The following is an 18,945-nucleotide window of genomic DNA, read 5'->3' as shown; positions in this document are numbered from 1 at the left end:
CCGGGCATTCGCGGTGGCAACCCGGCGAGTCGCGGCAGGAGGCGTACGAGCAGCACAAACGCGGCGGGCCCCGCGGCCGGCGGACGTCGGTGACGTCGTAGCCGGCGGCGGGGCCCGCCGTTCGTCGGTGCTCCGGATCAGCCCGGCAGGCGCGGCCCGGCCTCCCGCTGCGCGGCCAGCCACGTCTCCACCTCGTCGGCGGTGCGCGGCAGCCCCGCCGAGAGGTTCACCGCGCCGGTGGCGGTGACCAGGATGTCGTCCTCGATCCGGATGCCGATGCCGCGCAGCTCCTCGGGGACGAGCTCGTCCTCCGGCTGGAAGTAGAGCCCCGGCTCGACGGTGAGCACGTAGCCCTCGCCCAGGGCGCCCTCGCGGTACGCCTCCTTGCGGGCGTTCGCGCAGTCGTGCACGTCGATGCCGAGCATGTGCCCGAAGCCGTGCAGCGTCCAACGCCGGTAGACGGTCGACTTCTCGTCCATCGCCTCGTCCACGCTCACCGGCAGCAGACCCAGGTCGGCCAGGCCCTCGGCGAGCACCCGCATGCACGTCAGGTGCACGTCGCGGAACTTCACCCCCGGCCTGATGAACTCGATGCCCGCCTGCTGCGACGCGTAGACGATGTCGTACACCTGCCGCTGCAGGGCGGTGAACCGGCCGTTCACGGGCAGCACCCTGGTGACGTCGGCGGTGTAGAGGTTGCGGTTCTCCACGCCCATGTCCATGAGCAGCAGGTCGCCCGGCCGGGTGGCGCCGTGGTTGTGCACCCAGTGCAGGATCGTGGCGTGCTCGCCCGCGCCCACGATCGAGCTGTAGCCCACGTCGTTGCCGTCGTGCCGGGCGCGCAGCCCGAAGACGCCTTCCAACAGCCGCTCGGAGACGGCCCGGTCGGCGGGGAGCACCCGGGCCACGTCCTCGAAGCCGCGGACGGTCGCGTCGATCGCGTCCTGGAGCTGGGCGATCTCCCACTCGTCCTTGACGAGCTTGAGCTCGGAGATCGCGATCGCCAGCTCCCGGTCCCGGGCCGGCTGGCCCTCGGCGCGCGCGCCGTCGTACGGGCGCACGGCCGCGTCCACGTGCGGGTCGAAGCCGCGCAGCACCCGCGTACGCCCCGGCGCCAGGTCGGCGAGCGCCGCGTCCAGTTCCGTGAGGTCGGCGGTCGGCATGCCCAGCTCGGTCGACTTCTCGGCGAGCGTGTGCCGCCGGCCCACCCAGAGCTCCCCGTGGCGGCTGCGGAAGAACTCGTCGGTCTGCCGGGACGAGCGGGGACGCATGTACAGGGTGGCGTCGTGGCCGGACCCGTTCGGCCGCAGCACGAGCACGCTGTCCGGGTCCAGGTCGCCCGTCAGGTAGGCGAAGTCGCTGCCGGGCCGGAACGCGTAGGCCGTGTCGTTGGCGCGGACCTTCTCGTTGCCCGTGGGGATCACCAGCGTCTCGCCCGGGAAGGCGGCCGAGAGGGCGGCCCGGCGCTTGGCGTAGTGGGGGACCTCGGGGCGCGGGCCCACCGGCAGCTCGCTGTCGCGCCAGCCCTGCCGCATGAAGGACAGGAACGCCTCCGGAAAGTCCGGATCATGCGATTCGGTGCCGTCCGTCGCCTTGCCGTCGGTGCGCTCCTCGGTCATGCGCCGTCCCCTTTCGCGTCGTTGCTGGTGCGACGGTACCTCGCGTCGGGAAGGCGGTGGCACCGGCCGGCGGCCGGTCCGGATCGCCGGACGGCCGCGACGGCCGTTCGCCGCCCGTGGAAAGATGACCACCATGTGCGGACTCCTGGCCTTCTTCAGCGCGCGCGGTGACGCCGCCGCGCACCGCGACCACATCGCCGGCGCGTTGGAATGCCTGCACCACCGTGGCCCGGACGAGACCGGGGTCGAGGTCGTGGGCGACGCGTCCGGCCGGTACGCGGACGGCGTGTTCGCCCACAAGCGCCTGGCGATCATCGACGTGGCCTCCAGCCACGAGCCGCTGCCCTACGCCGAGGGCCGGTACCTGCTCACGTTCAACGGCGAGATCTACAACTACATCGAGCTGCGCGACGAGCTGGTCCGCGACTACGGCGCCCGGTTCGCCACGGCCGGCGACGGCGAGGTGATCGTCGCCGGCTACCACTACTGGGGCGAGCAGGTGGTCACCCGGCTGCGGGGCATGTTCGCCTTCGTCATCTGGGACCGGCAGGAGCGGCGCGCGTTCGGCGCCCGCGACTACTTCGGCATCAAGCCGCTGCACTACCTGGAGACCGCCGATGGCCTCTACCTCGCCTCCGAGAAGAAGGCGCTGCTGCCCTTCGCGCACTCCAACTACCAGGGCGACGCGGGCATCGACACGGCCAACCTCAGCCACTACCTGACCCTGCAGTACGTGCCCGAGCCCGGCACCCTGCACAAGGGGATCAGCCGGATCGGCTCCGGCGAGTACCTCACCTGGTCACCCGGCGGCCGGATCGACGTGCGCCGCTGGTACCGGCCGGTGTTCCGGCCCGGCCCGGTCGACGACGAGCAGAAGCTCTACCACGAGATCCGGGAGACGCTGCGCGAGAGCGTCCGGATGCACATGCGGTCGGACGTGCCGGTCGGCTCGTTCCTCTCCAGCGGCATCGACTCCACCGCCGTGGTGGCCCTCGCGCGGGAGTTCAACCCGAACATCCTCACCTTCACGGTCGGGTACGACGTGCCCGGCTACTCGGAGATCGACGTCGCGCAGGAGTCGGCCCGCCACCTCGACGTCACCACGATCCCGACCAAGATCGGGCCGCAGGACATGATGGAGGCGCTGCCGAAGATCGTCTGGCACCTCGACGACCCGGTGGCCGACCCGGCGCTGGTGCCGCTCTACTTCGTGGCGAAGAAGGCCGCCGAGCACGTCACCGTGGTGCTCTCCGGCGAGGGCGCGGACGAGTTCTTCGGCGGGTACACCATCTACCGGGAGCCGCTGTCGCTGAGTTCGGTCAACGGTCTGCCCGGCGGTGTGCAGAAGGGTCTGCGGGCGGTCTCGAAGGCCATCCCGCAGGGTGTGAAGGGCAAGAGCTTCCTCGAGCGGGGCACCACCCCGATCGAGCAGCGCTACTACGGCAACGCCCGGATGTTCACCGAGGAGGAGAAGCAGCACCTGCTGCGCCGGTACGACCCCTCGGTGCGCTACACCGACGTGACCGCGCCGATCTACGCCGAGGCCACCGAGCTGGACGACGTCACCAAGATGCAGTACGTCGACCTCTACACCTGGCTGCGCGGCGACATCCTGGTCAAGGCCGACCGCATCTCGATGGCCCACTCGCTCGAGGTGCGGGTGCCGTTCCTCGACCGCGAGGTCTTCGACGTCGCCGCGAAGATCCCGGTGGACCTGAAGCTCCCGCCGCGCTCCGACGCCACGAAGTACGCCATGCGGCAGGCGCTGCAGGGCGTCGTGCCGCCGGCCATCGTCAACCGGAAGAAGCTGGGCTTCCCCACCCCGACCCGGGTGTGGCTGCGCGGCGAGATGTACGAGTGGGCCCGGCACGTGCTCACCACCTCCGGCGCGGGCGACCTGCTCGACCTGTCGTACGCGCTGCGGCTGCTCGAGGAGCACAAGCGCGAGGAGGCGGACCACTCGCGCAAGGTGTGGACGGTGCTGATCTTCTGCATCTGGCACGCCATCTTCGTGGCCAAGACCCTCGACCCGGGCATCCAGCGCAACCAGTCCGCCCTGCTCACCAAGCCCGTCGTCGGCTCCATGGTCCGCTGACCCACCCCGTGCCCGGCCGGCCCGCCCGGCCGGGCCGGTCGCGGGGGTCCGGCCGGCCGGTGCCGCGCAGGCCCGGGCCTCAGAGCAGCTTCTCCAGTGTGATCGGCAGTTCGTACTGGCGGCGGCCCGTCGCGTGGTAGACGGCGTTGGCGATGGCCGCGGCCGCGCCCACCACGCCGATCTCGCCGACGCCCTTGATCCCGATCGGGTTCACCGCGTCGTCGCGCAGTTCGACGGTGTCCACCACGACGTCCGGGGCGTCGGCGTTGACCGGCACCAGGTAGTCGGCGAGGCTGGAGTTGGCCCAGCGTCCCAGCCGCGGGTCCATCCGGGTGGCCTCCAGCAGCGCCTGGCCCAGTCCCCAGAGCATCCCGCCCATGAGCTGGCTGTGCGCGGTCTTCTTGTTGAGCACCCGCCCCGGCGAGAACACGCCGACCATGCGGCGCACCCGGACCACCCCGAGGTCGGCGTCCACCGCCACCTCGGCCATCTGCGCGCCGAACGTGTGGACGCCGTACTCGGCGTCCTGCGGGGGCGGGTTCCAGGTGCCGATCACCTCGACGTCCGGCGTCATGGTCCGGTGCAGGAGGTCGGCGTACGTCTCGCCGACGTCGGGCCGGTCGCAGAGCACCATCTTGCCGTCGCGGACCTCGACCCGAGCGGGGTCGGCGCCGCGGAGCGGCGAGTGGGAATCGGCCACCGCGCGCTGGATCAGCTGGTCGCGCAGCTCGCACGCCGCCAGGTGCACGGCGGAACCGACCGCGCTGGTGCCGGCGGACCCCACCGCGGCCGTGATGTTCGGTAGGTCGCTGCTGCCGCCCACGAACCGCACCCGCTCCACGGGAAGGCCCAGCGCGTCGGCGGCGACCTGGGTCATGGCCGTGAAGACGCCGGTGCCGAACTCGGAGACACCGGCCTCGACGACCGCCGTGCCGTCGTTGTAGAGCCGGGCCCGGGCCCGCTGCGGGTTCACCGGCTGGGTCACCGGGTAGAGGGCGCTCGCCATGCCGGTGCCGATGAGCCACTGCCCCTCCTGCCGGGACCGGGGCCGCGGGTCGCGGTCGTGCCAGCCGAACAGCTCGGCGGCCCGCGCGTAGCACTCCTTGAGCCCGCTGCTGGACCAGGGCTTGCCGCTCTCCGGGTCGGTGTCCGAGTAGTTGCGCACCCGCAACTCGACCGGGTCGATCCCGATCCGCTCGGCCAGCTCGTCCATCGCGCACTCCAGCGCGAACATGCCGCTCGCCTCGCCGGGGGCGCGCATGAAGGTCGGCGTGATGGTGTTGCCCCGGACGAGGTGGTAGATGCCCTCGTAGTTCGGGTTGAGGTAGGCCACCGACGCGCTCTGCAACGACGGCTCGGCCCAGTCGTCGAACGGTGACGTGAGAGAGAGCTTGTGGTGCCGCAGCGCCGTGATCCGGCCGTCGGCGCGGGCGCCGATGGTGATCCGCTGTTCCTGCTCCTCACGGTGCCCGCAGGAGGTGAACATCTGCTCCCGGGTGAGCACCAGCCGGACCGGCCGGCCGACGTGCCGGGCGGCGAGCGCGGCGAGCGCCGGGTGGTGCCAGACCATCGCCTTGGAGCCGAAGCTGCCCCCCACGGCGTGGGCGACCACGCGGATGGAGATCGGCGGCAGGCCGAGCAGCTCGGCGAGGGTGAACTGGACGGAGTTCGGCCCCTGCGTCGAGTCGTAGACGGTCAGCCGGTCGACGTCGTCCCACACGGCGGTGCTCGCGGACATCTCGATGGGGTTGTGGTGGTTGGGCGCGAAGCGGAAGGTGGCGTCGACGCGCACCTCCGCCTCGTCGAGCGCCTTCCCCACGTCGCCACGGGCCCCCTTCCCGGGCAGCAGGCCGCCGAAGATCCGCTCCGGCACGTACGCGTGGTCGCGACCCTGGTCGACCAGGGTGATCGCGGGTTTCGTGTCGTATTCGACGCGGATCAGGGTGCCGGCGTGGTCGGCGCGCTCGATGGTGTCGGCGATGACGATCGCGATCGGCTGACCGCCGTAGTGGACGTTCTCGTCCTGCATCGGGAAGAAGGTCTGTCCGGGCGCGGCGAGGCCGGCCAGCGACGGCAGCAGCCGCGGGACGGTGGCGACCCGGCCCAGGTTGCGGTGGGTGAGCACGGCGAGCACGCCCTCGGCCCGCTCGGCGTCGCTGGTGTCGATCGAGGTGATCCGGCCGTTGGCGATCTTCGAGTTCACGACCACCGCGTGGGCCAGGTTCGGTACCGGGACCTCCGCCGAGTAGCGGGACTCGCCGCGTACCTTGAAGCGGCCGTCCACCCGGTTCAGGGTCGCGCCGATCGCCGGGCTCATCTCGTCCCCTCCTGCTGCGCCATCTCCGCGAGGGCGCGAACGATGGTCCGCTTGCCAAGTTCGATCTTGAAGGCGTTCATGCCGTGCGGGACCGCCCCCGCCATCTCCGCCTCGGCGGCGCGGGTGAACGACTCGACGGTCGCGGGCGCGCCGTCGAGTTCCCGCTCGGCGGCCCGGGCCCGCCACGGCTTCGTGGCCAGCCCGCCGAGGGCCAACCGGACCTCGGCGATCCGTCCGTCCCTCACCGACAGGGCCACCGCGATCGCGGCGAGCGCGAACTCGTACGACTCGCGGTCGCGGATCTTGATGTACCGGGAGGTTGCTGCCACCGGTAGCGGCGGTAGGTCGATGCCCGTCACCAGCTCGCCGTGGTCCAGCGGGTGCTCCCGCTCCGGGGTCTGGCCGGGAAGCAGGTAGAAGTCGTCGATGGGGATGGTCCGCTGTCCCGCCGGGCCCTCGGTCTGCACCACCGCGTCCAGCGCCTGCAGCGCCACTCCCAGGTCCGACGGGTGGGTGGCGATGCAGCAGTCGCTCGTGCCGAGCACCGCGTGCCCCCGGTTGACCCCCTCCATGGCGCTGCACCCGGTGCCGGGGGCGCGCTTGTTGCATCCGGCGTCGGTGTCGCGGAAGTAGGTGCACCGCACGCGCTGCATGAGGTTGCCGGCCACCGTGGCCATGTGCCGCAGCTGCGGGGAGGCGCCGAGCACCAGCGCCTCGGACACCATGGGATAGCGCTGCCGCACCCTCGGGTCCTCGGCCACGTCGCTCATCCGGGCCAGCCCGCCGATGCGCAGCCCGCCGCCGGGCAGCTCCTCCACCCGGTTCAACGGCAGGTCGTTGATGTCGACGAGGCGGCGGGGCTGCTCGACGTAGATGCGCAGCAGGTCGATCTGGGTCGTGCCGCCGGCCAGGAACGCGCTGTCCGGGTCGGCGGCGACGGTGCCGATGGCGGTCCCCACGTCGGAGACCCGGGAGTAGCTGATGGGAATCACCGTCGCTGCCCTCCCTGCTCGTCCCGCACCCGACGGATCGCCGCCCGGATGTGCGGGTACGCGGCGCAGCGGCAGAGGTTGCCGCTCATGTACTCCTTGATCTCCGCGTCGTCGCCGGCGTGCCCCTCGTCGAGCAGCGCCACGGCGGACATGAGCTGGCCGGGCGTGCAGTAGCCGCACTGGAAGGCGTCGCAGTCCAGGAAGGCCTGCTGCATCGGGTGCAGCGTGTCGCCCTCCGAGAGCGCCTCGACAGTGGTCACCTCCCGGTTCTCGCAGGTGATGGCGAGGGTCAGGCAGGACAGCACCCGCCGACCGTCGACCCAGACCGTGCACGCCCCGCAGGCACCCTGGTTGCAGCCCTTCTTCGTCCCGGTCAGCTCGAGCCGGTCCCGGAGCGCGTCGAGCAGGCTCACCCGCGGCTCGATGAGCATCGTCCGGTCCCGCCCGTTCACCCGCAGGCGGACCTCGACCTCGCCCGGCCCCCGCACCACGGCGCTGTCCGGAGACGGCGCCGTCCTCGTGGCCTGGTACGACTTCGCCAACTCGCACCCCCTTGTATTCGGCCCGACCATATATTCCGGATAGAGCCGGTTTGCGACTGTTGACCGGACTTAACCCGTCCGGCGCGAGCCGTCCGGCCGGAACGGAGGGGAGGCGGCGTGCGGGACGTCCTCGACGAGGTGCACCGGCGCTGCCGGGCCGGGGAGGCGGTGGCGGTGGCCACCGTCGTGGCCACCTGGCGGTCCGCGCCACAGCCACCCGGCGCCGCGATGCTCGTCGCGGCGGACGGCACGGTCACCGGCAGCGTCTCCGGCGGCTGCGTGGAGGCCGACCTCTACGAACGGGCGCGCGCCGTCCTCGCCACCGGCACGCCAGAGCTGACCCGCTACGGCGTGAGCGACGACGACGCGTACGCCGTGGGCCTGACCTGCGGCGGAATCCTGGAGGTGTTCGTCGAGCGGGTGGACCTCGCCGGCTTCCCCCACCTCGACGAGGTCGTCTCGGCACGCCGGGCCGGTGCACCGGCGGCCGTCGTCACCTGCGTCGCGGCCGACGCGGCCGATCCGCCCGGCACGGTGGCCCCCGCCGACCCGGCGCGGCGGCTCGGCCGGCGGCTCGTGCTGACCGGCGACCGGGTGGCCGGCTCACTCGGCAGCGAACGGTTGGACGCGGCGGCCGCCGCGGACGCGCTCGGGCTGCTCGCGGCCGGTCGCAGCGGGCTGCTCCGGTACGGCTACGACGGGCAGCGCCGCGGCAGCGGCGTGAGTCTCTTCGTGGCGGCGTACGCCACGGCGCCTCGGATGATCGTGTTCGGTGCCATCGACTTCGCGGCCGCGGTGGCCCGTATCGGCGCGTTCCTCGGCTACCGGGTGACCGTCTGCGACGCCCGGCCGGTCTTCGCGACGCCCCGGCGCTTCCCCGACGCGGACGAGGTGGTGGTCGACTGGCCACACCGGTACCTGCGGGCGGAGCTGGACGCCGGCCGGGTCGACGGCCGCACGGCGGTCTGCGTGCTGACGCACGACCCGCGCTTCGACGTGCCGGTGCTGGAGCTGGCGCTGCGCCACCGGCTGGCGTACGTGGGGGCCATGGGGTCCCGGCGCACCCACGACGAGCGGCGCAAGCGCCTGCGCGAGGCGGGGGTGAGCGCCGCGCAGCTCGCCCGGCTCGCCTCACCGATCGGGCTGGACCTGGGCGGGCGCACCCCCGAGGAGACGGCGGTGAGCGTGGCCGCCCAGATCGTGGCGGGCCGGTGGGGCGGCTCCGGCCGCCCGCTGGCCGACCTGCCCGGCCCGATCCACCACACGGGGTAGGGCTGGCCGGCCACGGCCGGTGGCGTCGGTCAGCTCGGCCGCGAGGTGCCAGTCGCCCGGGTATTCCTGGTTGAAGCGGAGCAGGGCCGCGCGGCCCCGGATCCGCTCCCGGTCTGCGGCAGGTGGTAGACCACGTCGTCGGCGAGCAGCGCCGCGAACCGCTCCCAGTCCCGTGCCTCGCACGCGTCCCAGTACGCCAATACCGTGTCTTCGACGGCCGTCATGCCGCGTACTGTGCCAGCCTGGTGCGACACGATTCCCCGGGCGCGATGGGCGCGCGCCCGCCGGACGGCGCGGTGGCCCGTGGCGCGACGAGGAAGGGACCGGGATGGGATACGCGGTGGTGCTCGGCGAGGCACTGGTGGACCTGCTGGAGACCGAGTACGACGGCACGCCGGTCTACCGGCAGGCGATCGGCGGCGGGCCGCTCAACGTCGCCGTGGGTGTGGCCCGGCTCGGTGGCGCGTCGCAGTTCGTCGGCTCCCTCGGGGACGACGTGCTGGCCGGCCGGATCCGCGAGTTCCTGGGCAGTGTCGGCGTCGGCCTCGACGGGGCGGTCACCGTGCCGGCGGCGACCGCGCTCGCGGTGGTCACCCACTCCGGAGCCGAGCCGGACTTCCGCTTCTACGGCGAGCCGCCCTCGTACGGCCTGCTCGGCGCGGACGACCTCGACGTCGACCTGGTCGCGGGCGCCGACGTGCTCTACTGCGGGTCGGTCGTGCTGCTCCGGCCGACGGTGCTGGCCGCGGCCCGGCGGGCGTGGGCGCTGGCCGACGGCCTGCGGGTCTTCGACCCGAACGTCCGGCCGCGGCTGCTCGACGGCCCGGCCGCGCTCGCGGGCCTGCGCGAGGTGGTGGCCGAGTTCGCGGCCGGCGCCCACGTCGTGAAGTTGAGTGCCGCCGACGCCGGGCTGCTCTATCCCGGTGAGCCGGTCGAGGGGGTGGCCGCCTACCTGCGCGAGTTGGGCGCCGCCACGGTGGTGGTGACCCTCGGCGCGGACGGCGCGGTGCTGGCCGCCGCCGACGCCGACCCGGTCCTCGTTCCCGCGCCCCGGATCGATCCCGTGGACACCACCGGCGCGGGTGACTCGGTGATGGCCGCGCTCATCGCCGACCTGCTCGTCGCGGGGGAGCCGGACGAGCCGGCCGAATGGGTCGAGCGGGTGGCCTTCGCGCTGCGCGTGGCGGGGCTGGTCTGCGAGTCTCCCGGTGGGGCCACCGCCATGCCGACCCGCGCCGAGGTGCTCGCCCGCTTCGCGGGGTGAGCGGTGGCCGGCCGCCGGTCAGGGGGCGTCGGCGGAGCGCGTGAGGACCACCACGGCGGTGAGGGAGAGCGCGACCGCTCCGGCCACCACGGCGGCCATCGGTACGGCGCTGCCCTCGCCGCCGAGGCCGACGAGCGGGGCTGCGAGCGCGCCGACCACCGACTGGACGGTGCCCATGAGCGCCGCGGCCGTGCCGGCGTGGCGCGGGTGCCGGTCGAGCCCGAGCGCCGTGCTGTTCGGCGTCACCATGCCCAGCGAGCCGACGAAGACGAAGAGGCTCCCGGCCACCACCCAGGGGCCGCCGGCGACGGCGCCGGCGAGCAGCCCGGCGGCGGCCACGACGCTGACGACCAGGGCGCGGGTGAGCAGGGTCCGTGGGCCGAACCGGTCGAGCAGGCGCGCGTTGGCCTGCCCGGTGGCCACCAGGGCCAGCGCGTTGAGCCCGAAGATCAGGCTGAACGTGCCGCCGGAGACTCCGAAGACGTCCTGGAAGACGAACGAGGACCCGGAGATGTAGGCGAACAGGCCGGCGAAGGCGAGGCCCTGCGTGAGGGCGTACCCGAGGTAGATGCGGTCGACGGCCAGCGAGCGCATGGTCCGCGCGGTGGCGAGCAGCCCGCCGTCGCTGCGGCGCTCCGCCGGCAGCGTCTCGGGCAGCCGCCAGGCCACCGCGGCGGCGAGCAGCAGGCCGATCACCGCGAGCGTCACGAAGACGGCGCGCCACGAGCCGAACCGCAGCACCAGGCTGCCGACGCCGGGCGCGGCCACGGGGGCGACGCCGAAGACGAGCGTGAGCCGGGAGAAGTACTTCGCGGCGGCCCGACCGGAGTGCAGGTCGCGGACGACGGCCCGCGCCACCACGACGCCCATTCCGCCGGCGAACCCCTGGGCGAAGCGCGCCCCGGCCAGCGCGGGGGCGTTCGGCGCGATCGCGCAGACCAGTGAGAGCAGGGCGTACGCGGCGACGCCGGCCAGCACCGGCCGCCGCCGGCCCCACCGGTCGCTCAGCGGGCCGGTGACGAGCTGGCCGAGGGCCATCCCGATGAGGCAGGTGGTGAGCGACAGCTGGATCTGCGCCTGGTCGGCCCCGAGGTCCCGGGTCATCTCGGGAAAGGCCGGCAGGTACATGTCCAGCGACAGCGGCCCGAACGCGGTCAGCAGGCCGAGCAGCGGCAGCAGTCCCCGGCCGGTGCGCGCGCGGTCGGCGGCCGGGGGTCGCCCGGCCGCTGCCCGGGCCAGGGTCGGTTGGGCGGTCGGTGCCACGGAAGAGGTCTCCTCACGACGACGAACTCGGGTACTTTAGCTCTGTGTCCAGAGGTATTGCACGGCGACGTGGGTGAGGTCATGCCGGACGGCGAGGGGACGGCGCGGCTCGGTGCGGTGGTCAGTGACCTGCACCGGCTGATGCGCCGCTCGGTCAACCAGCGGGCCAACCGCTCGGCGCTGCCCGACGCGCAGGTCGAGCTGCTGCTCGTGATCCGCGCCCAGCCGGGGGTGAGCGTCAAGGAGGCGGCCGGGCGGCTGCGGACCGCGCCGAACACCGTGAGCACGCTCGTGCGGGATCTCGCGGCCGTCGGGCTGCTGGAGCGCGAGCGTGACCCGGCGGACGGGCGGGTGGTGCGGCTCCGGCTCACGGAGGCGGCGCGGGACCGGATGGCCGACTACGACCGGCGCCGCACCGAGCTGCTCACCGAGGCGCTGTCCCGCCTGGATCCCGACGCGCGCGCCGCGGTGGCCGCGGCCGTCCCGCACCTGGACCGGCTCGCCGCGCTGCTGCGGGCGCCGTCCCCCTGACCGGCGGCGACGCGCCGCACCGGCCGGCGGCCGGCCGCGGCACTCAGGCGGTGCTCGCCAGTTCGGCGTAGCCCCGCTGGACGGCGACGAGGGCGGCCCGCGGGCCGAACGGCGCGCCCGCGGCCACCCGCTCCGGCGGCAGGCGGTCGCGGTGCCCGTCGCGGATGCGGCCCGCCAACTCGGCGAGCTGGCGCTGCTGCGCCCGCACGAAAGCCACGCCGACCGGCGTGCCGTGCCCGGGAACCACCACCGTGGCGGGCGTGGTCAGCCGGAGCAGGTCGGCGACCGCGTCCGGCCACCGCAGGGGGTACGCGTCCTCGAAGGCGGGCGGCCCGCTCTGCTCGACGAGGTCGCCGGCCACGAGCACGTCCGCGTCCGGCACGTGCACCATCAGGTCGCCGTCGGTGTGCGCCGGGCCGGGGTGACGCAGCAGCACCCGCCGGCCGCCCACGTCGAGCACGCTCTCGGCGCGTACGCGGTGCGTCGGCGCCAGCAGCGCGGTGCCCGCCACCGCGGCCGCGAGCTGCGGCCATCCCGCGCTCACCTCGGCGTACGCCTCCCGCCGCAGCCGGTCCGGGTGACGGCGGAGCGCGTCGGCGGCGCGCTCGTGCGCGTAGACCGGCCGGGGCGGGTCGGCGGCGAGCACCGCGTTGCCGAAGCAGTGGTCGAAGTGGTGGTGCGTGTTCACCACCGTCCACGGCGCCGTGGTGACCTCCCGGACGGCGGCGGCCAGCTCGGCGGCCTGCAAGGCGGTGGAGAGCGTGTCGACGACCAACGCGGCGCCGTCACCCACGACCAGCGTGACGTTCACGTCGAGCAGCGGCTCGTTGAGCACGTGCACCCCGTCGGCGACCGCCACGAAACCGGCGGTCATGCGCTGCGCGTGGCGCGATCCACGAAGCGCTGGCGGTCGACGAGCAGCCGCTCCACCCGCCCGTCGGCCACGATCTCCCCGCCGTCGGTGACGCTCACCTCGAACAGCAGCCGCCGCCCGTCCACCGTGGCGAGCCGGGCCTGCGCGCGGACCGTCCGTCCCACCGGAGTGGCGGCGCGGTGGTCCAGCTCGACCCGCACCCCGACCGTCGTCATGCCGGCCGGCAGGCTCGTGGCGGTCGCCGCCACCGTGGCGGCCTCGGCGAGCGCGAGGACGCGGGGCGTGCCCAGCACGGGGACGTCTCCCGAGCCGACCGCCTGCGCGGTGTCGGCGTCGGTGACGGTCAGCTCCACCCGGGCGGCCAGCCCCGGCGGAAACGTGGGCTGCGTCTGCTCCTGCATGGCGAAAGCCTAGATGCCCGGCAGCCCGGCGGACCACGCCCGCGCGTCCGGCCCGGTCACTCCGACGCCTCGGGCCGGGCCAGGCGCACCTCCTCCAGGTCGATTCGGTACTGCACCTGCCGCAGCACGCTGTCGTCGATGTGGCGCTCGTCGCGCAGGCGGACCACGGCGGCACGCTTGTACGCGAGCACGGCCCGGCGCAGCGCGTTGTACTGCTCGTCGTACCGCAGCACGACCTCGTCGTCGGTCTCGCCCCGGCTGGCGCGCAACACCCGCAGGCGCTTCCGGTACTCCCGGCTCAGCCGCTCCACGACGTCGGGGTCGGTGCCGAGGTCGGCGGCGAGGCGCGGCAGCGCGTCGAGCGCCTCCTCGGTGGCGACCGTCTCGGCCAGGTGCAGCTCGCGCTCGGCCGCGGTGTCGCGGGGCAGCCGGGCCCACCGCACCACGGCCGGCAGCAGCAGCCCCTGCGTCACGAGCGTCACCACGATCACCCCGGCCGTGACGAACACGATCGTGTCCCGGTCGGGGAACGGCGCCCCCGACCGCAGCGTCTGCGGCACCGCGAGCGCCGCGGCGAGCGACACCGCGCCCCGGAACCCGGCGATCCCGCTCACCACCCGCGCGCGGGCGCCGACCCGGCGCAGGCGCTGCTGCGGGCGCCGGTCCACCAGGCGGATCACGTACGGCGTCGTGAAGTGCCAGGCGAACCGTACGCCGATCACGGTCGCCGACACGGCGCCCACCGCGAGCAGCCCCCGGGTGACGTCGACGCTGGTCAGGCCGCGTACTGCCGACTGCACCTCCAATCCGATGAGCACGAACAGCGCGCCGTTGAGCACGAACGTGGACAGCGTCCAGAACGCCGTTCCCTGCTGGCGGGTGTCCGCGCGCACCTCCCGGGGTCCGGCCTGGCTCAGCCACAGCCCGGTCACCACGACGGCGAGAACGCCGGAGGCGTGGATCCGCTCGGCCACCAGGAACGCGGTGAACGGAAACAGCAGGGAGACCAGGTTGTCCTGAAGGGGATCGTGGGTCCGCCGGCGGACCTGGAGCAGCAGCCACCCGATCGCCAACCCGACGAGCGCGCCGCCGCCGTACGCGAGCACGACGAGCCACGAGACGTGCGGCGTCGTGAGACGCTCCTCGCCCACCGTGATGCCGACGGCGAGGCCGTAGATGACGAGGGCCGTGCCGTCGTTGACCAGGCTCTCCGCGCGGAGGACCGTGACCGTGCGCCGTGGCAGCGCCCGGGCGAGCACGCCCACCGCCGTCGCGTCGGTCGGCGCCACCGCCGCGCCGAGCACCCACGCGGGCCCCCACGGCAGGCCAAGCGCGTGCGCCACCGCCGCCACCGCCGCCGCCGTCGCGACCACGAGCAGCGTGCTGAGCAGGACGATGACCCGGAGGTTGCTGCGGATCTCGCGGAGCGAGGTGGTCAGGCTCTCCCAGAACAGCAGCGCGGGCAGGAAGAGCAGCAGGACGATCTGGGGCGGCAGGTGCGCCTCCCGTAGCGCGGGCGCGAACCCCAGCAGCACGCCGCTGCCGAGCAGGAGCACCGGCGGGGGGACCCGGAGGCGACGCGCGAGGACGCTCGACACGAGCAGGGCCAGACCGACGAGCACGACGAGTTCGAGACCGAGCAGATCTGCCTCCTCCGAACACCGCGCCCGTCGGCTGAGCCTAACGTCGGGCGGACGGTCTGATCGGGTCATCGCCGCCACGGGTGTCCCCGGCCGCGCCCGCCGCAGGCCCGGGCCGGTGTGGCGGTTCAGCGGGGCCCGCCCCGCTGGTGGTCGGCGTCGGTCGATGGCCAGGCCGCCGCTAACCTTGACCGCGATGGCCGTCGCGACTGACCCCCAGCCCCCCGCCCGGACCGACCCGCCCACGTCGCCCGACGGCGGGCGTCGCCGTCTGGTCGCCATGACGATCTGGGGGGTCGCCTTCGTGGCCGGCTGGCTCGCCATCGGGCTGCCGACCGACCCGGCGTACGCGTTCGTCTGGATCTGGGCGGCCACCATCGCCTGGAACTCGACCCGGCCCTGGCGCAGCCACCTGCGCTTCGCCCGGGACTGGATCCCCGTGGTGCTGCTCTTCGCGGTCTACAACCTCTCCCGCGGGTTCGCCGACAACGGTGCCGTCCCGCACGCGTACGAGCTGGTCGCCGCCGACCGGTTCATGTTCGGCTGGGCGACCGGCGGGCAGGTGCCCACGGTCTGGTTGCAGCAGCACCTCTACCGGCCGCAGGTGCAGTGGTGGGACGTGCTGGTGAGCTGGATCTACTTCTCCCACTTCGTGGTGGCGCTGGCCGCGGCCGCCGTGCTTTGGCTGCGCAACCGGGCGCGCTGGGGGGCGTACATGCGGCGGTGGGGCTTCCTCTGCGCCGCCGGCCTGGCCACCTACTTTCTCTACCCGGCCGCCCCGCCCTGGTGGGCCGCGCAGAACGGGCTGATCGAGGAGGTCGCCCGCATCTCCACCCGGGGGTGGAAGGAGTTCGGGATGCACGGCGCCGGCAACCTGCTCAACGCCGGCCAGGTCGCCTCGAACCCGGTCGCCGCCATGCCCTCGCTGCACACCGCCTGGGCGCTGTTCGTGGTGCTGTTCTTCCTGACCGCCACCCGGCGGCGCTGGTGGCCGCTGCTGCTCGCCTACCCGCTGGCCATGACGTTCACCCTCGTGTACTCCGGCGAGCACTACGTGATCGACGTGCTCGTCGGCTGGGCGTACGTGGGGCTGACCTACCTCGTGGTGGGCCTCGCCGAGCGCTGGTGGGCCGCCCGCCGCGCGCGCCGCACCCCGACCGACGAGCCGTCCCCGCCCCCGCCCCCCGCCGACACGGCGCCAGCCGCCGACACGCCAGCCGTCCCCGCCACCCGCTAACCGCCCCCACCGCCCCTCCGGGCGATCATGCAGTAGTGGTGGTGGACGAAAGGTGTGTAACCGCCCCGATCGGCCACCACAAGTGCATGATCGACGGCGGCGGGGGGGGGGGGGGGGGGGGGGGGGGGGGGGGGGGGGGGGGGGGGGCGGGCGGAACGGGTGGCGGTCAGGTGGTGCGGCGGGCGGCGTGCGTGCGCGCCGTCACCTCGGCGGCCAGGGCCCACGCCTCCGCCAGATCACGATCCTGGGCCGCCGCGCCCGCGCCGCCCGCCGTGTCCACGTGCACGGTGGCCAGCCCGAGCCGCCGCTGCACCGGCCCCTGCACCACCCGCACGCTCTGGATCCGGGCGTACGGCACCACGGTGAGCTGCCGGGTGAGCAGCCCGGACCGGACGGCCACGACCCGCTCGTGCAGCCCGGCGCCGAGCGCGCCCCGCCCCAGCGGGTGCAGCCACCGGGCCCGCACCGGAGGCGGGGTGAGCGGCAGACCGGTGAGGCCCACCGCGGGGAGCACCTCGGCCACGATCATCTCGGCGGTGGGCAGGTCGCCGACCGGCAGCAGCCGGTCCGGGCGGTTGCGCTCGTCGCCCTCGCCGACCGAGTAGCCGGCCACCTCGAGCCGGAGCCGGAGCCAGCCCTTCATCCGCCACAGCAGCGGCCAGGTGGCCCGCACGGTCTGCACCCGGTGCAGCGGGACGGTCTGCGCCCGGGTCTCCAGCAGGCCGTTGCGTACGCGCAGCGTGCCGCCGTCGCGGGCGAGGCGGAAGTTCCAGTCGTCGAGCACCCGGCGCACCGGCTGGAGCACCACGCCCGCCATCGCGGTGAGGGTGCTCGCCACCGCGATGAACGACCACGAGCCCTCGGACAGGAACTGCGCCACCACGAAGGCCACACCGAACGGCAGCAGGAACGCCTGCGGGGTGAGCAGCTGGCTGACCAGCAGGTCCTTGTTGCGTACGGTGTGCAGGTGCCGGCCGGGCGGCGCGGTCGACGGCGTGGCCGCCGGACCGGCCGGGACCGCCTGCGGGCCACCGGCCGCCGGAGCGGCGGGGGCGCCGACCGGCTGACCGGCCCGACCGGCCAGGGCCAGCAGCCGCTCCCGCAGCGCGGCCGCCTCGGCGACGGTGAGGTACGCGAGCGGCGCCTCCGTCTTGCCACCGCCGACCACCTCGAGCCGCAGCTCGGCCAGGCCGGTGAGCTGGGCGAGCAGGGGCCGGACCACCTCGACGGCCTGCAACCGTTCCAGCGGGATGGCGCGGGTCCGTCGCCAGAGCAGGCCTTCGTGCACCCGCAGTTCCCGGCCCACCACGTGGTAGCCGGTGTTGTACCAGCTGATGATCGAGAGCACGGTGGTGCCGAGGGCCAGGACGGCCACCATCGCGGCGAACCAGCCGAAGCCCACCCGGGACAGGGTCGACCAGGAGAGACCGGCGATCACCACGACCAGCGACTTGGCGCCCTGGAGCACGGGGCTCAGCGGATGCAGCCGCCGCCGGGGCTCCTCCGGCCCGCCGCCGGGCTGCGGCGGGTAGGGCTCGGGGCCGCCGGGCTGCGGTGGGTACGGTCCAGGGCCGCCGGGCTGCGGCGGGTAGGGCACGCCGCCGTGCGGCGGGTAGGGCCCGGGAGGCCACGGCGGCGCGCCGGGCGGCGGGTACGGCCCGGGAGACCACGGCGCCGCGCCGTGCGGCGGAGACGGCGGATACGGCGGCGGGGACGGCGGATACGGCGGCGGGACGGCCGGGTGCGGCGGCGGGCCGGGATGGGAGGTCGCGTCGGAGGGGGGCGGCGGCCCGGGAGGCGGGGGCGGAGCGGGCGGGCGGGTGCCCGACTCGGCGGGGCCCTCGGTCATGGGGCCGGCTCCGCGGACGCCGGGAAGCCGCCGGTGCGCACGGTCACAGCCCTTCCGCCCGGTCCTCGCCGAGGGCGGTGAGCCGGTCGCGCAGCCGCGACGCCTCGGCCGGGCGCAGCCCCGGCACCCGCGCGTCGCTGGCCGCCGCGGCGGTGTGCAACTGAACGGTGGCGAGGTCGAAGGCGCGCTCCAGCGGCCCGGCGCTGACGTCGACGAACTGCATCCGGGCGTACGGGACGATGGAGAGCCGCCGGACCAGCAGGCCGTGCCGCACGAGCAGATCGTCCTCGCGTTCGGCGTACCCCCAGGCGCGGACCGCGCGGACGACCGACACGGCCCGCAGGGCGCCGAGCAGCAGGACGACGCCGAGGACCAGGGCGAACACCCAGTGCCCGCTGAACGCCCAGCCGAGCGCCACCGCGACGACGACCACCGCGAGCAGGACACCCATGCGGATCAGCTGCACCCAGATCAGGTCGCGGGAGATCGGCTGCCACCGGACGGTCGCCGGCCACGGCTCCAGCGGCCCGACGGTCGGCGGCCCGCCGAGGTCGGCTCCGCTCACCAGGAAGGTCCGTTCTGCGCGCTCACGCTTCGAGCGTAGGGGATGACAGCGGCGCCACCTCACGGAGAAAGCCTCGGGCTTCGAGAAAGTCTCCGAGCGTCTCCCGGTGCGCCGGGCAGGCCAGCCAGGTCTTGCGCCGGTCGGGATCGTGCAGCCGCGGATTGTTCCACCGAAGGGACCAGGAGGCGGGGGCGCGGCACCCCTTGGCCGAGCAGGTCAGCGGCTCGTCGGCGGGGGCTGGGGTGCTCATCCCGGCCAGTCTATTGCGGCGGGACGGGGAGGTTGAGCGCCGGGCGGCCACGGGGGGAGCCGCCCGGCGACGGGTGAATCGTACACGCGCCGGGCCCGCTCCTGTCCACCCCGAGTGCGGCGATTCGGTCAGCGGCGACGGCGTGGCGAAAATCGGCTTCTCCCCACCTCGGTACTCAGCCGGGCATGCGAGTCTTGATACGCACCACGCCGCGACAACCGATCATGCTGTGGA

The 18,945-nt window shown here is 74.3% G+C and carries 17 protein-coding genes; 5 read left to right on the top strand and 12 right to left on the bottom strand.

Going from position 1 to position 18,945, the window contains the following annotated elements; genetic code table 11:
• Positions 1-137: 137 nt before the first annotated feature.
• Positions 138-1,619: an aminopeptidase P family protein gene (locus tag ACSNOA_RS23045; protein ID WP_436661319.1), complete on the bottom strand. Its 1,482-nt coding sequence runs from the start codon at positions 1,617-1,619 to the stop codon at positions 138-140.
• A gap of 133 nt (positions 1,620-1,752) precedes the next feature.
• On the opposite strand from ACSNOA_RS23045, the gene asnB reads away from it, so the two are divergent.
• Positions 1,753-3,714 (top strand): asparagine synthase (glutamine-hydrolyzing), encoded by a 1,962-nt coding sequence (asnB, locus tag ACSNOA_RS23040; RefSeq protein WP_436661318.1) that lies wholly within the window; start codon positions 1,753-1,755, stop codon positions 3,712-3,714.
• 79 nt (positions 3,715-3,793) lie between these two features.
• Here asnB and ACSNOA_RS23035 read toward each other — a convergent pair whose 3' ends face one another.
• From ACSNOA_RS23035 to ACSNOA_RS23025, 3 genes are read right to left on the bottom strand one after another with little or no spacing between them, the layout of a single operon-like run.
• Positions 3,794-6,031, bottom strand: a complete 2,238-nt coding sequence (locus ACSNOA_RS23035; RefSeq protein ID WP_436661316.1) for a xanthine dehydrogenase family protein molybdopterin-binding subunit — start codon at positions 6,029-6,031, stop codon at positions 3,794-3,796.
• On the bottom strand, positions 6,028-7,023 hold the full coding sequence (locus tag ACSNOA_RS23030) for an FAD binding domain-containing protein (RefSeq protein ID WP_436661314.1): 996 nt from the start codon (positions 7,021-7,023) through the stop codon (positions 6,028-6,030). Before ACSNOA_RS23030 ends, ACSNOA_RS23035 begins: the two co-directional genes overlap by 4 nt.
• Positions 7,020-7,454: a (2Fe-2S)-binding protein gene (locus ACSNOA_RS23025; protein WP_436662416.1), complete on the bottom strand. Its 435-nt coding sequence runs from the start codon at positions 7,452-7,454 to the stop codon at positions 7,020-7,022. The genes ACSNOA_RS23030 and ACSNOA_RS23025 overlap by 4 nt, the downstream gene beginning before the upstream one ends.
• Positions 7,455-7,682: 228 nt before the next feature.
• On the opposite strand from ACSNOA_RS23025, the gene ACSNOA_RS23020 reads away from it, so the two are divergent.
• Complete coding sequence (locus tag ACSNOA_RS23020) at positions 7,683-8,837, top strand: XdhC family protein (RefSeq protein WP_436661312.1); 1,155 nt, start codon at positions 7,683-7,685, stop codon at positions 8,835-8,837.
• 29 nt (positions 8,838-8,866) lie between these two features.
• Here ACSNOA_RS23020 and ACSNOA_RS23015 read toward each other — a convergent pair whose 3' ends face one another.
• Complete coding sequence (locus tag ACSNOA_RS23015; RefSeq protein ID WP_436661311.1) at positions 8,867-9,061, bottom strand: nuclear transport factor 2 family protein; 195 nt, start codon at positions 9,059-9,061, stop codon at positions 8,867-8,869.
• 104 nt (positions 9,062-9,165) lie between these two features.
• On the opposite strand from ACSNOA_RS23015, the gene ACSNOA_RS23010 reads away from it, so the two are divergent.
• Positions 9,166-10,101 (top strand): carbohydrate kinase family protein, encoded by a 936-nt coding sequence (locus ACSNOA_RS23010; protein ID WP_436661309.1) that lies wholly within the window; start codon positions 9,166-9,168, stop codon positions 10,099-10,101.
• A gap of 18 nt (positions 10,102-10,119) precedes the next feature.
• Here ACSNOA_RS23010 and ACSNOA_RS23005 read toward each other — a convergent pair whose 3' ends face one another.
• On the bottom strand, positions 10,120-11,364 hold the full coding sequence (locus tag ACSNOA_RS23005) for a multidrug effflux MFS transporter (protein WP_436661307.1): 1,245 nt from the start codon (positions 11,362-11,364) through the stop codon (positions 10,120-10,122).
• A gap of 81 nt (positions 11,365-11,445) precedes the next feature.
• Here ACSNOA_RS23005 and ACSNOA_RS23000 point away from each other — a divergent pair, with 81 nt between their 5' ends.
• Positions 11,446-11,895 carry a MarR family winged helix-turn-helix transcriptional regulator gene (locus ACSNOA_RS23000; protein ID WP_436661306.1) on the top strand — a complete coding sequence of 150 codons (450 nt, stop codon included), beginning with the start codon at positions 11,446-11,448 and terminating at the stop codon, positions 11,893-11,895.
• Positions 11,896-11,938: 43 nt separating this feature from the next.
• On the opposite strand, the gene ACSNOA_RS22995 is transcribed toward ACSNOA_RS23000, so the two are convergent.
• The 3 genes from ACSNOA_RS22995 to ACSNOA_RS22985 are packed head-to-tail and all read right to left on the bottom strand — an operon-like array spanning position 11,939 to position 14,882.
• Positions 11,939-12,769, bottom strand: coding sequence for an MBL fold metallo-hydrolase (locus ACSNOA_RS22995; RefSeq protein ID WP_436661304.1), 831 nt, complete (start codon positions 12,767-12,769; stop codon positions 11,939-11,941).
• A complete protein-coding gene (locus ACSNOA_RS22990) occupies positions 12,766-13,170 on the bottom strand; it encodes a thioesterase family protein (protein ID WP_436661302.1) in 405 nt (134 codons plus the stop codon). Before ACSNOA_RS22990 ends, ACSNOA_RS22995 begins: the two co-directional genes overlap by 4 nt.
• A 56-nt stretch (positions 13,171-13,226) precedes the next feature.
• Complete coding sequence (locus ACSNOA_RS22985) at positions 13,227-14,882, bottom strand: Na+/H+ antiporter (RefSeq protein ID WP_436661301.1); 1,656 nt, start codon at positions 14,880-14,882, stop codon at positions 13,227-13,229.
• A gap of 124 nt (positions 14,883-15,006) precedes the next feature.
• Between ACSNOA_RS22985 and ACSNOA_RS22980 the strand changes: the two genes are divergently transcribed.
• On the top strand, positions 15,007-16,047 hold the full coding sequence (locus ACSNOA_RS22980) for a phosphatase PAP2 family protein (protein WP_436661299.1): 1,041 nt from the start codon (positions 15,007-15,009) through the stop codon (positions 16,045-16,047).
• A gap of 166 nt (positions 16,048-16,213) precedes the next feature.
• Here the strand turns inward: ACSNOA_RS22980 and ACSNOA_RS22975 are convergent, their stop codons facing one another.
• The 3 genes from ACSNOA_RS22975 to ACSNOA_RS22965 are packed head-to-tail and all read right to left on the bottom strand — an operon-like array spanning position 16,214 to position 18,711.
• Entirely contained in the window at positions 16,214-17,896 is a 1,683-nt protein-coding gene (locus ACSNOA_RS22975) for a PH domain-containing protein (protein WP_436661297.1), read from the bottom strand.
• Positions 17,897-17,939: 43 nt separating this feature from the next.
• Positions 17,940-18,461 carry a PH domain-containing protein gene (locus ACSNOA_RS22970; protein WP_436661296.1) on the bottom strand — a complete coding sequence of 174 codons (522 nt, stop codon included), beginning with the start codon at positions 18,459-18,461 and terminating at the stop codon, positions 17,940-17,942.
• A gap of 22 nt (positions 18,462-18,483) precedes the next feature.
• Positions 18,484-18,711: a hypothetical protein gene (locus tag ACSNOA_RS22965; protein WP_436661294.1), complete on the bottom strand. Its 228-nt coding sequence runs from the start codon at positions 18,709-18,711 to the stop codon at positions 18,484-18,486.
• Positions 18,712-18,945 lie beyond the last annotated feature (234 nt).

The organism is Micromonospora sp. URMC 103, from assembly GCF_051386435.1.
Classification (GTDB): Bacteria; Actinomycetota; Actinomycetes; order Mycobacteriales; family Micromonosporaceae; genus Micromonospora.
Note: the sequence above shows the minus strand (reverse complement) of the source record. Positions and strands in the feature narration are given on the sequence as shown.

Bases quoted from the DNA above. Each gene is read 5' to 3' on its own strand.
- ACSNOA_RS23045 (WP_436661319.1), bottom strand. From the start codon at position 1,619: ATGACCGAGGAGCGCACCGACGGCAAGGCGACGGACGGCACCGAATCG.
- asnB (WP_436661318.1), top strand. From the start codon at position 1,753: ATGTGCGGACTCCTGGCCTTCTTCAGCGCGCGCGGTGACGCCGCCGCG.
- ACSNOA_RS23035 (WP_436661316.1), bottom strand. From the start codon at position 6,031: ATGAGCCCGGCGATCGGCGCGACCCTGAACCGGGTGGACGGCCGCTTC.
- ACSNOA_RS23025 (WP_436662416.1), bottom strand. From the start codon at position 7,454: ATGCTCATCGAGCCGCGGGTGAGCCTGCTCGACGCGCTCCGGGACCGG.
- ACSNOA_RS23015 (WP_436661311.1), bottom strand. From the start codon at position 9,061: ATGACGGCCGTCGAAGACACGGTATTGGCGTACTGGGACGCGTGCGAG.
- ACSNOA_RS23010 (WP_436661309.1), top strand. From the start codon at position 9,166: ATGGGATACGCGGTGGTGCTCGGCGAGGCACTGGTGGACCTGCTGGAG.
- ACSNOA_RS23000 (WP_436661306.1), top strand. From the start codon at position 11,446: ATGCCGGACGGCGAGGGGACGGCGCGGCTCGGTGCGGTGGTCAGTGAC.
- ACSNOA_RS22995 (WP_436661304.1), bottom strand. From the start codon at position 12,769: ATGACCGCCGGTTTCGTGGCGGTCGCCGACGGGGTGCACGTGCTCAAC.
- ACSNOA_RS22990 (WP_436661302.1), bottom strand. From the start codon at position 13,170: ATGCAGGAGCAGACGCAGCCCACGTTTCCGCCGGGGCTGGCCGCCCGG.
- ACSNOA_RS22985 (WP_436661301.1), bottom strand. From the start codon at position 14,882: ATGACCCGATCAGACCGTCCGCCCGACGTTAGGCTCAGCCGACGGGCG.
- ACSNOA_RS22980 (WP_436661299.1), top strand. From the start codon at position 15,007: ATGGCCGTCGCGACTGACCCCCAGCCCCCCGCCCGGACCGACCCGCCC.
- ACSNOA_RS22975 (WP_436661297.1), bottom strand. From the start codon at position 17,896: ATGACCGAGGGCCCCGCCGAGTCGGGCACCCGCCCGCCCGCTCCGCCC.
- ACSNOA_RS22965 (WP_436661294.1), bottom strand. From the start codon at position 18,711: ATGAGCACCCCAGCCCCCGCCGACGAGCCGCTGACCTGCTCGGCCAAG.